Below are 12,867 nucleotides of genomic sequence, written 5' to 3'. Positions count from 1 at the left end.
ATAAAAATGTTATCAAAAAAAAGCGCAATCTCAATTATCCTTCTCTCATTACTAAGTTTTACTTTATGTTTATTCCTAGGCATTTACCGCCCAGTAGCTGGAATAGAACAAACCGAAATTCTTTGGGATACTTGGGGTGTTCCCCATATCTACGCTAAAGATTCAGAAGATTTATTTGAGGCGATGGGATGGGCGCAAGCAACTAGCCACGGTAACCTAATTTTACAACTCTACGGACAAGCACGAGGCAGGGCTGCGGAATATTGGGGAGAGAAATATCTGAAATCTGACAAGTATGTCAGAAGTATGGGAATTCCGGAAAGGGCGCAGGAATGGTATGAGGCACAAACTCCGATTATGCGGGATTATTTGGATGCTTTTGCCAGTGGAATTAATAGTTATGCCAAGGAAAATTTAGATGAAATTGAGGATAAATTCAAGGTAGTTTTACCAGTAAATGGTGTGGATATTTTAGCTCACATTCAGCGGGTAATTCATTTTAATTTTTTAGTTAATCCTCAAAAAGTAGAGACACTTGCTTCTAAGAAAGCGTTTGTCAAGTTGTCTCTCAACCCACAATCTGTAGGGGCGAAAGATTCGGGGGATAACCTTTCGGCTTTACCAAAAATTATCTCTCCGAATCCTTCGCCCGTGCCCATACAAACAGGTTCTAATGCGTGGGCGATCGCACCGCACCATACAACCAGCGGCAATGCTATGCTATTAGCAAATCCCCACTTACCTTGGTCTGATTTATACCTCTGGTATGAAGCCCAGTTAACAGCGCCAGGGATTGATGCTTATGGCGTGGCTTTGGTGGGGATGCCAGTATTAGCGATCGCGTTTAATAATAATTTAGGTTGGACATTTACTGTTAACACGATTGACGGTTGGGATAGTTATGGGTTGACATTAGCAGATGGCGGGTATTTGTGGGATGGAAATGTTCGTCCTTTTGAGATAGAAACTCAAACATTAAAGGTAAAACAAGCAGATGGTACGCTGCGGGAAGAGAAGTTAATTATAAAACGTTCTATTCATGGTCCTGTAGTAGGAGAGAAAAATGGGAAAGCAATTGCCTTGCGGGTAGTTGGTTTAGATAAATCTCAGATTATGGCACAATTCTGGGATATGGCGCAGGCTAATAATCTTAAAGAGTTTGAAACAGCAATCAAACCCTTGCAATTGCCGATGTTTACTATTATGTACGCCGACAAAGAAGGACATGTTTTACATCTATTTAATGGTGATGTACCTATCCGTGATAAAGGAGATTGGCAATATTGGCAAGGTATAATTCCTGGTGATACTTCAGCAACATTGTGGACAAAATATCATCCCTATCAAGACTTACCTCGCGTCCTAAATCCACCCAGCGGCTGGTTGCAAAATGCCAACGATCCACCTTGGACAACTACATTTCCCCAAGTACTAAATCCTGATGATTATCCAGCTTACATTGCTCCCAAATTTATGGATTTTCGTGCCCAACGTTCCGTGCGAATGCTGATGGAAAAGCCGAAAATTAGCTATGAAGAAATGATTGTCGATAAATTCTCATCTCGGATGGAATTAGCGGAGCGAATTTTGGATGAATTAATTGCCGCAGCCAGAGAATCTGGGAGTAAGTTAGCAATTGAAGCGGCTGATGTTTTAGCAGCTTGGGATCGGAAAGGAGATGCGGATAGTCGAGGTGCTGTACTTTTTAGTATTTGGGCGATATCTATGCCTAATTCCAATTGGTTTGCTACACCTTGGAATGCAAAATCACCCCTGACAACTCCTGATGCTTTAGCCGATCCCGCAGGTGCGGTAAAAGTACTGGAAGCGGCTGCGACTACTGTTAAATTAGTCTACACGTCCCTAGATATACCGTGGGGTGAAGTAGTAAGATTGCATTACGGTAAAGTTGATTTACCCGCGAGTGGTGCGCCGGGAATGTTGGGAAGTTTTCGGGTAATTGATTTAGCCCCAACTACTGGCGGGCGTTTTCAATCTTTTTCTGGGGATAGTTATATTGCGGCGATTGAGTTTTCTGATCCAGTTAAGGCTAAGGTATTGAATGTTTATGGGAATGCTACTCAACCTGGTTCAGAGCATATTGGCGATCAGTTAGTATTATATAGTCGGAATGAATTGCGATCCGTTTGGCGGAGTAGGAAGGAAATTGAGGAACATTTGGCTGGGAGGAAGGTTTTTTGAGGGTTAGGATTGTTGAGATATTTGTGAGGGTGATTAGATTAAGTTGGGTGGGATATATATAGCAAAAGTCACCCATTCAAAAGTCAAATGCCTGCTGTGATTTATTTCTAACATTTTCGGATGTATTAACCGACGAAACTCACATCTTGCACCATTCTCAACAAGACATGGAAAACTATATTTTTCAACGAATAATCAAGGCTTTCAAGCTGCAATACTCTCAATAAAGTATGGTTTTCGTGCTGGTGCAAGATCTCCGTAATAACAAAGCGATCTTTCTGAGAAGTAGTATTCTCCAGAAAGATCGGATCGATGAGTTACGGATGCAAGTCTTATCTAAGAGTGCCAGTGATAGAGTATTGTCCTAAGCTACCGTAATTACTGTATCCCGTAATCAGATCTCCTTTTCCTGTTCCCATAAGACGCAGATAATATTTTCCTCCACTGAGGTAGCGATTGATGCTAACTCTATTATCACTTTTAATTAAATCAGAGGGAGAAGGGCTGGCTGTAGTTACATTCACATTGAAAGGAATGAAATCTTCTGCTACACGCCGCCAAATATTCCAGATGTTTTCAAGTTCAGCAGTTGAAAAACTAGAAGTATTTCCATCTGTATCATACGCGGGAGTTGTAATGGTACTGCCATAAGAATTATTCCAAGCAGTGCCTGTGGTAGTATGACCATCAAAATCTAGATAAATAGTATGGTTTGCCCCAGAGTTGCTGTTGAGAGAAAAGACTTGACTTGCATTAAACGGTTGATAGGTAGTTGGCACACCTGTATTGGAATTAGGATTAACCACAATAGTGGCATAAGCTAAATTGTTAGACTCATTACTTTCAGAGACAAGATTAGTACTATCAGCTTGGAATAATACATACTTTGTTCCCGTACCCCAACTACTGTTGTAGGTAAAATTGTAACTGTTATATTGCGATGATCCTGCACTCAATGGGCTGACATACTGATAGTCAATGAAGGTATCACTGCTATCTAAAGTTGTGTCGTTTGAGAGCCAGTATCTCGTATAGTTAGCCCCTGCTGCACTTGCACCACTGTTTGTAACGTATGAAGATAATGAAATTGTTCCACCAGTCGTTACTGTGCTAGTTGCTGGATGAATAACCCCAAAACCCCCTAAGCCAAACAAGCCGCCAAATCCTCATCCGGCGTAGTAATAGCCTTCAACAGCTTCAATCGCTTCTCCCGCCACACTTAATACCGCATAATGCCTTGACTTAAGTCAAGTGATGAAAAATTTTAGATTTTGTTAATCTCTATACCATAGGGGAACCGATCGCTTAGGGTGTGTTAGCGTAGCGTAACGCACCCTACATAAACTCCCTTCTTTGCGTACCTACTCTACGAGAAGCCGCTGCGCGTCTATGCGCTCACCTTTGCGTACCTTTGCGTTAAAAAAACAGTGAAGAATAAATTATCAGAAACTAGAGAATTTATCACCAATAACCAATAACCAATAACCAATAACCAATAACTAATAACCAATAACCAATTCCCCTATTTTAAATTCATCCGATTCTTTACCAAAGTTTCTGTCATCTCAGCCAATCTATCCAATTTAGCTTTCTTTTCCGTCGCACTTTTCTCATATTTTTCCTTCTTGATTAAAGCTTGACGTGCCAAATCTTCTCTATTTTGTTTTAGTGCTTTAATTGCCACCTTCTGCCAAGCATTAATCTCCCGCACTTCCTGATTATACTGCGGTTGTAGGGTATCCCAAACAATTTTAATATCTGCTATGGCTTTATTGAACATCCGATCTGCTTTTTCTCGATCGCTTCCTCGCACCGCTTCCGCAATAGGTTCGTATAATTTTTCAGTATTCATTTGACTTATTATAGGAATAAAGTCTCTAATTTGCCTGCTATCACTAATACCAGTTTTACACCAAGTCGCAAAATGCTCGCAGTTATGAGAAAGCAAGTTATATTTCTTTTCTCCTAATCTACTTTTGGCTCGTTGTACTACCACATCTGGAATAAAATGAGTGGTATAATTCTTCACATAAACTTTGTTTCCTTTAGAGAAGGTAGCTAAAGACGTGCGTTCAACAGTTTCACTAGGTTTGCGGTAGTGAATCACCGTGCCATCTCCACAGTCAATCCCATGATGTTCGTACACACCCTGAAGATTGAGCAATTCTCTATAAACGTAAATTTGATCGCCTCTTGCCATATTCTGGATCGATTAAGCTTGACCAATAACTAATATAGTAGATGAGAAAGGAACAAGATGCAATCACGACTTACCCAAAGCCTCTATCGTGGTTGTTATCTAAGTTCTAAAAAGATAGTAAAATTAATCTACTCTACTCTCTCACTCGATAATGATCCAAACCTCAAACCCTTCACCCCTCAACCCCTTTCAACAACCCACTAACTGGCTATATGCCCTCTGGAAATTTTCTCGCCCCCACACGATAATTGGTACGAGCCTCAGTATTTTGGCGTTATATTTCATCGCCCTAGCCACCACGGAGGGTAGGATTACATCAGAAAGTTTAGTCCAAATAATAGGAACTTGGTTTGCCTGTATTTGCGGCAATATCTATATAGTTGGACTAAATCAACTTGAAGATGTAGAAATTGACCGAATTAATAAACCTCATCTACCGATTGCAGCAGGTGAATTTTCCCGCAAACAAGGTCAAATTATTGTAGCAATCACAGGTAGTCTCGCCCTACTATTGGCAGGATTAATGGGCGGATGGTTATTTTTAATGGTTAGCATAAGTTTAGCCATTGGCACTGCTTATTCCCTCCCGCCAATCCGGTTAAAGCGATTTCCCTTTTGGGCAGCAATTTGTATTTTTTCCGTGCGCGGTGCGATTGTAAATTTAGGATTATTTTTGCACTTTACCTGGGCGTGGCAAGGAGGAAAAGCCATCGCTCCGACACCTGCGGTATGGGCGCTAACCTTATTTATTTTAGTTTTTACCGTTGCGATCGCAATTTTTAAAGATGTCCCCGATATGGAAGGAGACAAGGAGTACAATATCACTACGTTTACCCTCCAATTAGGCAAACCAACGGTGTTTAATCTGGCACGCTGGGTAATCGCTATCTGTTATATTGGTATGAGCCTATCTGGTGTGGTTTTAGTTGATTCAGTTAATCCTATTTTTTTAGGAGTTACCCATTTTGCCGCCTTGATTCTGATGGTGTGGCGCAGCCAAAAGGTAGAGTTGGAAGATCGGAGTGCGATCGCAAGTTTTTATCAATTTATCTGGAAATTGTTTTTTCTAGAATATCTGATTTTTCCCGTAGCCTGTTTGTTAAATTAAATAGTGATTTTCAAATACTATTATACTGAATTAAATTCAGTATAATCTGACAGCACTATTTTTTTTCGCACCCGATTCCATCATCATCTTCATCAAATCTATGGGGATCGGGCGATCGCACTTGGAAATTTCGGTATGGGATATCCTTGCAGTCAAGATCCGGTAGAGGCGGGACAATGCAAACATTCGGGTAAGATGAGTCGCAATTTTTCCCCGTATCAGCTTTTGATGGAGTAATCATCACTATCCCAACGATCGTCAAAGCACTGGCTAAGAGGTGAAAAAGCTTCATATTCAGGATGAAATTAGGTTTTTAATGACTATGGACATTATTTAATGATATCATTTAACCCAAAATACGCAAATACTAATTCTTGTTCAAAAAGAGAGGAGGAAAAGGAGACACCGCTCATTGTCTCCTTATTCCCTCCTGATTATTTTCCAATTGCGAAAGCGTTGCGATCCCGATTGCAGATCCCTATTTTCCGCCGTAATAAAAGAGAACTTCTTTATCTTTAAGCCCAGCAAAACCAACATCAATTAGCATTTGATTCAATTCCTCTTGGGGAGTATGTTTCGCGCCAATCCGCACAATACGCGATCGCATTGTATTCGATACGCCCCGGCGCTGTCTTCCAGCTTCCAGTGCCATCACCTGATGATAAAGCGCCAACTTGTCAGGAGGAATGGGGGAACCGTCAAAATCAATGCCTGTTGCGATCGCAACATCGACAGCATCTGCACCTAATTTGCTTTCTGAGGACATGTCAACACCAGATGGTTACAGGGATATTGTACCAGGTGATATCCGTCCTTAGCCCCGCCAACGCAATACTTAGGGAAAAAGTGAAAGGAAAAGCAGGCACTAAAGTACCTACTACAAACAATCTCGATCAAACAAAACTTGATATTAAACTTTCAGCCTTAATAACTCCTCTCCATCTGAAGAATTAATTATAAGTTGTGCCGCCCTCGTGCCTTGTGGCACGTCAAATAACAAATCCTCAAGCCTAACCTCTCCCAGGCGAAATGGATCTCCAATGCTCCGAGACTTATAATCAATTCGGGTTACTGGGTAGACAAATCCGTTGGCATCAACTAGTAACGCATTGACAAACCCGATTGGTGGATTACCGCTTCCTCCTATTTTAGTTTTGCGAATGGAGACTAAAACTGCTAGCCAAGTTTGCTCCGCATTAAAAGTCCCCCTTTCTGTTTGAATGGTTTTACCTGTAGTCCGATAACTTTTTACCTCAACTTGCCATCCGTCATAATTTTGCGATCGCCTTTCGTTACGTGATGGGATAGTATGAGCCTCTGGTACGATCGCAATGAAAGGAAGAGTGGCAGTCGCGAGTGCGACTGCCAATAGGTACTTGCGCAGCATAGTATATTTGAACTAGTAGATGGTTGATACAAAAAATCTCCCTGAGCCAGGAGGTAAGCTCTTGATATTTTATCAACAATTGGTCAATTGCCGATCGCTCCCCTGATACCATCTAGCGGCACTATCCCAAATTGATATCTACTAGCGAGGTTCCCATGCTTATAGAATGAGTCTTTACTGTCTCGCTCAACCTGCGGCAGAATCCTCTCCACAGAGATTCAAACAATTTTTTTTCAAAACCATTCTCCAATTCCTGAAGGTTTTTCTCCACCCTGTTTAATTGACCTTGGATTTCACTAAGGAGAGTGTCAATTCCCGAGCAAGAAATCCCTCCGTAAAGAGACCCTTTTATCTCTTCCATACTTTCCTTAATTTCTTTCTCACTTTCTATTAAGTAAGTTAGAGCTAGTTCCAGCCTGACAATTCTTTCTCCTATTGAAAAGTCTTTACCTGTTCTGAAAGAAGCTTGAATTTGGTTAAAAAGGTCCATAAGATATAAGAACGTGGATTTTCTTCGAGACTAACGCAAGAAACATTCTCTCCGGATGAACCACAGCTAGGACATCTTACAGGGCACTCGTTTAAATGACCCTTCTTGTAACCACATTGCAAGCACGCAAAGTAGTATAGATTTTGCATTGATTACAAACCCTGTATCGTATAAGTCAGTCGAGTAAAACGCAGCCAAATGGTTCCTGGAGAGCCTATTTTTTTTACACCAACAAACACTTTAGTGAAGGGGTCTAGTAACTGGCTTGTCCGAGGGAATTGCTTGGTATTTTCTCCCTGGGGTAAATTACTTGTATTTCCACAGAGAAAGGGCACAGTAATCTTTCCTGGCTGATTGGGATATACTAGTATTTCCCAATAATTTGTAGAATCGGTAGCAGGAATTAAACCGAAAACAATGGTTAGCCTTGATAGAGTTATTCTCTCTGACCTAGCTCCAAAAGGAAAAAGAAGACTGTTATCGTTACTCATTCCGTTTGAAAGCTCGGCAAAATGAGTATCTTCCCTTGTCGCACCTGAAGGAACTAATGATATCATTCCCATCAGCTATTTTCCCTCTCTTGATTCTTCTCTTCTTCTGCTGATGTCGGTTCAGATTGTATTTCTTCAAGTGCTTCTGTTACTGGCTCACTAAACGAACCAAACGCCACAACCCTGGATATTTGCTCAAATGATTGTTCCCACCATCCAGGTTTATTTTTCAGGCTTATCGCAGCTTCGGCTTGCTGGGTATCTGCTAGATTTCTCAGGGCCTCGGCTAACTCCGAGTGCCCAGTCACTTCTATCTGGCTTCGCTTTAAGCTCAGGAAGTTTATTAACGAGTCTACTAGTGTCTTATTTCCAACAGCCGATAGTAGGCTCGTTAACTTACTGGTAACAGCGTTTGCGTCAGCACCTACGAGAGGACCTATTGCGGCCAATATTGCTTGGTCCGCAGCTACCAAGTCTGCTCCCTGTGCTTGAGTAATAGCATTTGTAAGTGATAGGGGAAGAACGGGCATTAATTAACCTCCTTTATCTAGAATATTCAATCCCGTAAAGTTCACACTCTCCGATAGTTGATGCCTCTATCCTTGATTTGAACTCATAATTCGTCGGCGCGGATGGTTCGCTGAGATACCAACCAGGTTTGATTAAAATATACTTGCCATCAGCTTTTTCTCCATAGGTTATGAATACATCTTGTATTGATTGATTGACTAAGACTAGCTGCATCCTGTTTCTGTTTGCTTCCAGAAGGACTCTTGACTGAACTGAAAGTGTCCATGTATATTCAGTGGTTTTCTCTGGTTCTCCTTGCCATATTTCGGCGGAAAACCTAATTTCTGGTAGCTGTCCTTTATCGAAGTAAATCCCCCGAAACGCGATCGCTTTGTTTTCCAAGAAAGGCAAGTCAGCTAACTTTATTACCTCTTGACTGCCTTGGTAAGCCCAAAGCCTTTCCTGGAAAATAAGAGGAACGCCAGGTAGTTGATTGATTTCTGACTGTGCAATCTCTATCCAGAATTTAATTCCAGAGAGATTAGCCTCAGAAGATATCGAACATCTAAGAAAAGCTCCATTTATAGCCAGTGGAGATATATTCCATTGCGAAAAATCTAGTATTTCATTTTCAACAACAGGTATCCACCCCATCTCATGCTTTAAATCCTCTGTAAAATCAAATCGGTTTTCTTCTCTACCCTATCCAAGTACTCCAGTGTGTCGCCACTTACTCTCGGACCAATATATTTCCAAAGGGTTAGCCTCATTTCCTTAAACCACCAGTGAGGCTTAAAAGATATGCTGTATTCAGCCGATATCTCAGGGAAGTTTACTAGCTTGAATCTATTCAGTAAAGCCCTGTGCCGTTCTTGAACTTCTGTCTGAGTTCCCCCGCCTACTGTCAATCCCGTTGCTATTCTTTGGATCAGGAATCCCGCCGACCTCCAAGATGTTGGAGCTGAAGATTCTGCGTGACAAACAATTACTGGCGAATCCAGAAGGAACGGGATGACAGTCTCTGGGATTGGTACATAGCTTTCGGGGCTGGTGTTTAGTACTTGGGCTACCAAGGTAGTGTTGTAAACGATTTCCCAATTATTGGCATTGTTTAAATCCAAGATGAGCAAACCTCTTTTTACAATCCCAAAGCAACCGATGGGTAAACGAGTAAGTAGTTCACATTCTCTTCTACTTCCTCCAAGTAGGCATCAGTATCCATTCCCTGGTCTGAAAATAAATCCAGTAAATCACTGGGGTCTCGACTTCCTTCGCAAACTTCTGCAATTACTTTCTCTCTGGCAAAAAGTCGATCTACCGCATTCAAGGAATCGTACAAAGAGAAGTCTGCATCCTCTTCCAATGTCGTCATAAATGGTAACTGGAATGTCATTAAATTCTTTCCCTTGTCCAACTTACTTTTACACCTCCAGCGGCAGATAGCTTGATTTTGGCGCTAATTGTATTGAAAACAGATTCCTGCTCGTCTGCTGCAACATTTTTTCCAAAAGGTATGCCAGTAGATGTTCCTCCGTATTTAAGGTACTTAAGGCCAGTTACGTTACTAGTAGCAGGAACTCCTGTGTCCGACCGCCCGGTAATAATAACAACTCGCGCCGCTTTGTAATTTGCGGGTCTTAATATATTCCCATCTCCGGTAGGTGGTGTGTCATCCGTATAAGTCGAGAAATCTGTTTTGTACTTAGTCCAACTGGGTTCGGCAGCCGTTTGCCGAACCTGTTGCCCAGTAGCTACTTTTTGCCCGAAAGGAACAATGAATAAATCCTTCGATGGAAGCCTGGGTTTCCCTGTACCTACTCGAGCGCCTTGACGTGCAGTATTCACAAAGTAGTCGAGGTACTTGTCTACAGCTCCTTTGAGCCGTGCCGCACCTATAATCCTTGAATTTCTACGCCCTCTCGCCATCTCTTGTTCTCCCTGTTCGTTCCGTTAAACCCAATCTAGCAATTGATTCTAGGGATTCGAGTCGCCGGATAGCCTATAGCTTTCTAGCGGTTTTTTCGCGATCGCAAAAATCACGCGTCAATGAGTGGATTTCGGAACGTTCCTGTGCGGTCAAGAAGGCAGATGGGATTTGGCAGTCCGTGGATATGGAGTAGCGCGTACTGAAAGCGGACATCAGCGATAGGACGCTTTCTGGGGCGTTTGCGGGATTTGCCAAGAATTCGGACAGTTCCCGGTACAGTCGGGTACGCGCTTGTAGGATTGGCATTATTTACCTCAGAAAGGCGATCGCTTTCAAAGGCGGTATTCGTTAACGATAAAGCCGCCTTTACAACTCTCTCCCCTTCTGCCATAGAGCGGCACAGTATGCGAAGTTGAAGCCCATTGTCCTTGTCTGTATAAGCAATATTTGTTTTCCCTTTTTTCCATACAAATCCACTTCCTCTGCCAAATTCAGACTTCACTTGATTGGCTAAAGACTTCAGATAAACTTCTGTTATTGATTCAGAACTATGACTCGTGATGCGGAAAGATATCTCGCCTGCTACAGGAGAAAATCCGTCCTCGACATCCTGGTAATCCTCCAAGAAATACAGGAAACACTGAGGCTTGAATTTCCGACTTTCATGTACGTCCATCATCGGGATTCCATACACTGGGAGGTGTATATCTCTTGCTTTTCTTAATACAAAATAATAATAGATTACTCTCGCCAATGCGACAGATACCGTGTCATTTTCATGAATTAAGCACGCCCTTTTTAGGCTCTGTCTGGGGGTAGAAGAGTTCGGGTCTGCGTCGTCTCCTGTTACATCGGAAAATTCCTTCTTGACTTCTTTATTGTAAGTCTTTATGTACAAGTCTTGCAGGTGTTCCCAGCCATTAATATCGACCATTCTTATTCCTCTGGCTTGATTAAGTCACTCGCTGAAATATTCGGACCAATAGAGGCCTGTTTCTTCTTCTCCTCTTCCTTTTTAGTCTCCTCGGCTTCTGGCGATTCCTTCCCTTGATTTGCCCCTGTGGCTTGTTTTAGAGCGTCGTCTAATTCTTTCCGGTTATCCTGAATTTCCTTGACCGACTCCTGCACTGATATTACTTCTTGAGCCACGCTATCTATGGCGCTAACAAATTCTTCCGTTCGCTCAATAGCGGTAAAGAATCTGTTCTGAAAGTTGGGTGATTGATTCATCCAGGGGAAGGCGTTTTCCGCCACTTCTCCCGCCTTTCTGAGAGCATTGCCAATTTTTGATACCTGACTGCCAACAACCTCCATCGCGCTTAGTATTGAGTCGGAAATTGAGCGGAAGGAATTTACTATGTTTGCCCCAGCTTGATAGACTCTGCTATAAGATTTCCATTGCTCTTTAATTCCCTCCCATGTGGATACTCCGAAAATCGATTTAGCCCATCCATCTAGGCTGCTACTAATTTGTTGGCTAAAAGTGATAGATGCCCCTTCATCATCTTTCAAGCTGATTCCAAAAACCTGAAGAACACTGTCCACTGTTCCGAATAGCGTCTGACCTAAGTTAGAGCTGAGGAAATAGGCATTGTGTAATAAAATCCATGTATTAACTACATTTAATACCCTGTCTATTCCCAGCCATTTTCCTAATTTAGCAACCTTACCTGAAAGTCCTCCATCCACTTTTGGACCGAGCCTGTCCAGTGCGTCATCCATCTTCTTGTTCAGCAATCCACTCGCAGCCAAATCTGCGGCATTCAGAAGTCCATTCAACTGGTCAAGTTTCGCTGAATTATTTCCAACTCCAGTACCGATATTTCCTAGGGGAGTTCCCATGCAACCGCCAGAGCGAGTGGTCCGACAAACTCCTTCGGATACACTATTTTTGAATGCTTCTGAAATTGGCAGATTTGATACATTAGAGTTCACCTGAGATATTGAACTAGCTATTGCTGGTAAAATCGCTGGAATAAGAAACACCTTCCCCTGAATATCCTGAAGTTTACTTTTGATATCTAATACGTCCGCTGGATTCACGCTTTTACCATCCTTGCCATCTTTACCATCTTTACCGTCTTTGCCATCTGTACCCCTTTTTCCATCTAAGCCATCTGCCCCTGGCTTTCCAGATACAGCAGCAAACTCTTTTACAAGCTTCCGGTTGTCTTCGTCAAATCTATTGAGCAAAAGGTTTTTCAACTCGCCCAAGTCATCCTTAGTTGCCGTGTTCGTGGGTTTTGGATTAATTTTCGGATCGGATACACTTTTTTCCAGCAAACTAACCCTGTTATTTAGTGCGGTCAAGTCCACTGGCTTTGCTTGTTTTTTTAGCGATTCCAGTTCATCCTTGATTCTCCTAATCTCCGGTGTTGTCTGGTTTGTCGATGGAGATTTCCTTGACTCAGCTTCTATTTTGTTCAGCCTAAATTCCAATCCTTTTATGGATGTTTTTAGTAAGTCCAACTCATTGGTCTTGATTAGTGCTTTTGAGGCATTGCTTTTGGCTTCAGCAGTATCGTCGTTCAAGTCCTTGATTTTTGGTTCAA

General features: G+C 42.1%; 13 protein-coding genes and 1 pseudogene. 2 read left to right on the top strand and 12 right to left on the bottom strand.

The window, feature by feature from the left end; all coding sequences use genetic code 11:
- Window positions 1-6: 6 nt before the first annotated feature.
- Window positions 7-2,202 (top strand): penicillin acylase family protein, encoded by a 2,196-nt coding sequence (locus NJ959_RS02555; protein WP_254010175.1) that lies wholly within the window; start codon window positions 7-9, stop codon window positions 2,200-2,202.
- Between the two features lie 332 nt (window positions 2,203-2,534).
- On the opposite strand, the gene NJ959_RS02550 is transcribed toward NJ959_RS02555, so the two are convergent.
- Both NJ959_RS02550 and NJ959_RS02545 read right to left on the bottom strand, forming a co-directional pair.
- Window positions 2,535-3,356, bottom strand: coding sequence for a CARDB domain-containing protein (locus NJ959_RS02550; RefSeq protein ID WP_254010174.1), 822 nt, complete (start codon window positions 3,354-3,356; stop codon window positions 2,535-2,537).
- A 368-nt stretch (window positions 3,357-3,724) separates the two neighbouring features.
- On the bottom strand, window positions 3,725-4,402 hold the full coding sequence (locus NJ959_RS02545; RefSeq protein ID WP_254010173.1) for a lecithin retinol acyltransferase family protein: 678 nt from the start codon (window positions 4,400-4,402) through the stop codon (window positions 3,725-3,727).
- Between the two features lie 151 nt (window positions 4,403-4,553).
- Here NJ959_RS02545 and NJ959_RS02540 point away from each other — a divergent pair, with 151 nt between their 5' ends.
- Entirely contained in the window at window positions 4,554-5,510 is a 957-nt protein-coding gene (locus NJ959_RS02540; RefSeq protein WP_254010172.1) for a homogentisate phytyltransferase, read from the top strand.
- 55 nt (window positions 5,511-5,565) lie between these two features.
- Here the strand turns inward: NJ959_RS02540 and NJ959_RS02535 are convergent, their stop codons facing one another.
- From NJ959_RS02535 to NJ959_RS02490, 10 genes and pseudogenes are all read right to left on the bottom strand, one after another.
- On the bottom strand, window positions 5,566-5,802 hold the full coding sequence (locus NJ959_RS02535; RefSeq protein WP_254010171.1) for a hypothetical protein: 237 nt from the start codon (window positions 5,800-5,802) through the stop codon (window positions 5,566-5,568).
- Between the two features lie 186 nt (window positions 5,803-5,988).
- Window positions 5,989-6,276, bottom strand: coding sequence for a small RNA NsiR4-regulated ssr1528 family protein (locus tag NJ959_RS02530; RefSeq protein ID WP_254010170.1), 288 nt, complete (start codon window positions 6,274-6,276; stop codon window positions 5,989-5,991).
- 144 nt (window positions 6,277-6,420) lie between these two features.
- Window positions 6,421-6,879 carry a hypothetical protein gene (locus NJ959_RS02525; RefSeq protein WP_254010169.1) on the bottom strand — a complete coding sequence of 153 codons (459 nt, stop codon included), beginning with the start codon at window positions 6,877-6,879 and terminating at the stop codon, window positions 6,421-6,423.
- 660 nt (window positions 6,880-7,539) lie between these two features.
- Window positions 7,540-7,944, bottom strand: coding sequence for a hypothetical protein (locus NJ959_RS02520; RefSeq protein WP_254010168.1), 405 nt, complete (start codon window positions 7,942-7,944; stop codon window positions 7,540-7,542).
- A gap of 5 nt (window positions 7,945-7,949) precedes the next feature.
- Window positions 7,950-8,408: a hypothetical protein gene (locus NJ959_RS02515; RefSeq protein ID WP_254010167.1), complete on the bottom strand. Its 459-nt coding sequence runs from the start codon at window positions 8,406-8,408 to the stop codon at window positions 7,950-7,952.
- Between the two features lie 13 nt (window positions 8,409-8,421).
- Entirely contained in the window at window positions 8,422-9,042 is a 621-nt protein-coding gene (locus tag NJ959_RS02510) for a hypothetical protein (RefSeq protein ID WP_254010166.1), read from the bottom strand.
- A gap of 484 nt (window positions 9,043-9,526) precedes the next feature.
- The gene (locus tag NJ959_RS02505; protein ID WP_254010165.1) at window positions 9,527-9,781 is read right to left on the bottom strand and encodes a hypothetical protein; all 255 of its coding nucleotides are present in this window, start codon (window positions 9,779-9,781) and stop codon (window positions 9,527-9,529) included.
- Entirely contained in the window at window positions 9,781-10,314 is a 534-nt protein-coding gene (locus NJ959_RS02500; protein ID WP_254010164.1) for a hypothetical protein, read from the bottom strand. Before NJ959_RS02500 ends, NJ959_RS02505 begins: the two co-directional genes overlap by 1 nt.
- Window positions 10,315-10,424: 110 nt before the next feature.
- Window positions 10,425-10,994, bottom strand: coding sequence for a hypothetical protein (locus NJ959_RS02495; RefSeq protein WP_254010163.1), 570 nt, complete (start codon window positions 10,992-10,994; stop codon window positions 10,425-10,427).
- A gap of 257 nt (window positions 10,995-11,251) precedes the next feature.
- Window positions 11,252-12,867, bottom strand: a pseudogene (locus tag NJ959_RS02490) (hypothetical protein); the annotation flags it as partial.

Origin of the sequence: Limnofasciculus baicalensis BBK-W-15 (assembly GCF_024178385.1) — a bacterium.
In the GTDB taxonomy this organism is placed as follows: Bacteria; Cyanobacteriota; Cyanobacteriia; order Cyanobacteriales; family Coleofasciculaceae; genus Limnofasciculus; species Limnofasciculus baicalensis.
Note: the sequence above shows the minus strand (reverse complement) of the source record. Positions and strands in the feature narration are given on the sequence as shown.